Here is a 1,000-nt window from a genome sequence, read left to right on the forward strand (position 1 = left end):
TTGTCGGGGTGCTTCTGCCTCGTGGGGTGGATCTGGTGGTGACGTTGCTGGCGGTGTGGAAGGCGGGTGGGGCGTATGTGCCGATCGACCCGGACCATCCCGCGGAGCGCATCGGCTATGTCCTGGCCGACGCCGAACCTGCGGTCACGGTGACGATCCGGGACCTGGCAGGGATGCTGCCGCCGGGCGCATCGTCCCTTCTGCTGGACGATACGGCGGTGGTGGAGGAGAGTGCTCTGCTGGACTCCTGCGACACTGCGCTGCGGGTGCCGGGTTCGTGTGCGGCGTATGCGATTTACACGTCGGGGTCGACGGGGCGGCCTAAGGGTGTGGTCGTGTCCCGGGGTGCGTTTGAGAATTTCGTGGTTGCCATGGGGTGTGTGGCGGGTGTCGGTGTGGGCGAGCGGCTGCTTGCGGTCACGACGGTGGGATTCGACATTGCGGGGCTGGAGCTGTTTGTGCCGTTGGTGAGCGGCGGTGTGGTGGTGCTGGCTTCGGAGGAGGTGTCGCGGGATCCGGCAGCGGTATGCGGGCTGTTGGAGCGGGAGAGCATATCGGTGGTGCAGGCGACGCCGGCGTGGTGGCGTGGTGTGCTGGCCGAGGCGGGCACGGGGTTGTTGTCCGGGGTGCGGGCGTTGGTCGGTGGTGAGGCGTTGCCGGCGGAGGTGGCCGGTGGATTGGTGCGGTCCTGCGCGTCGGTGGTGAATGTGTATGGGCCGACGGAGACGACGGTGTGGTCCACGGCCCATCCGCTGAGTGCAGTGAGCGGCAAGGTCGTGCCCGTTGGCGGGCCGATCGCGAACACGCAGGTGTATGTGCTGGACGGGGGTCTGCGTCCGGTGGCGCCGGGAGTGACCGGGGAGTTGTACGTTGCCGGTGCGGGGGTGGCGCGTGGGTACTGGGGTCGTGCCGGGCTGAGTGCGGAGCGTTTCGTCGCCGATCCCTTCGGTGGTCCGGGCACACGCATGTATCGCACCGGGGATGTGGTCCGCTGGACTCG

General features: G+C 68.4%; 1 protein-coding gene. It reads left to right on the forward strand.

Annotation, left to right across the window (positions count from 1 at the left end; genetic code table 11):
- Nucleotides 1-26: 26 nt before the first annotated feature.
- Nucleotides 27-1,000: AMP-binding protein (locus ACH4EW_RS32480; protein WP_398263167.1), on the forward strand; the 974-nt coding region annotated here is incomplete at its 3' end.

This window comes from Streptomyces sp. NPDC018000 (assembly GCF_044328025.1).
Lineage (GTDB): Bacteria > Actinomycetota > Actinomycetes > Streptomycetales > Streptomycetaceae > Streptomyces.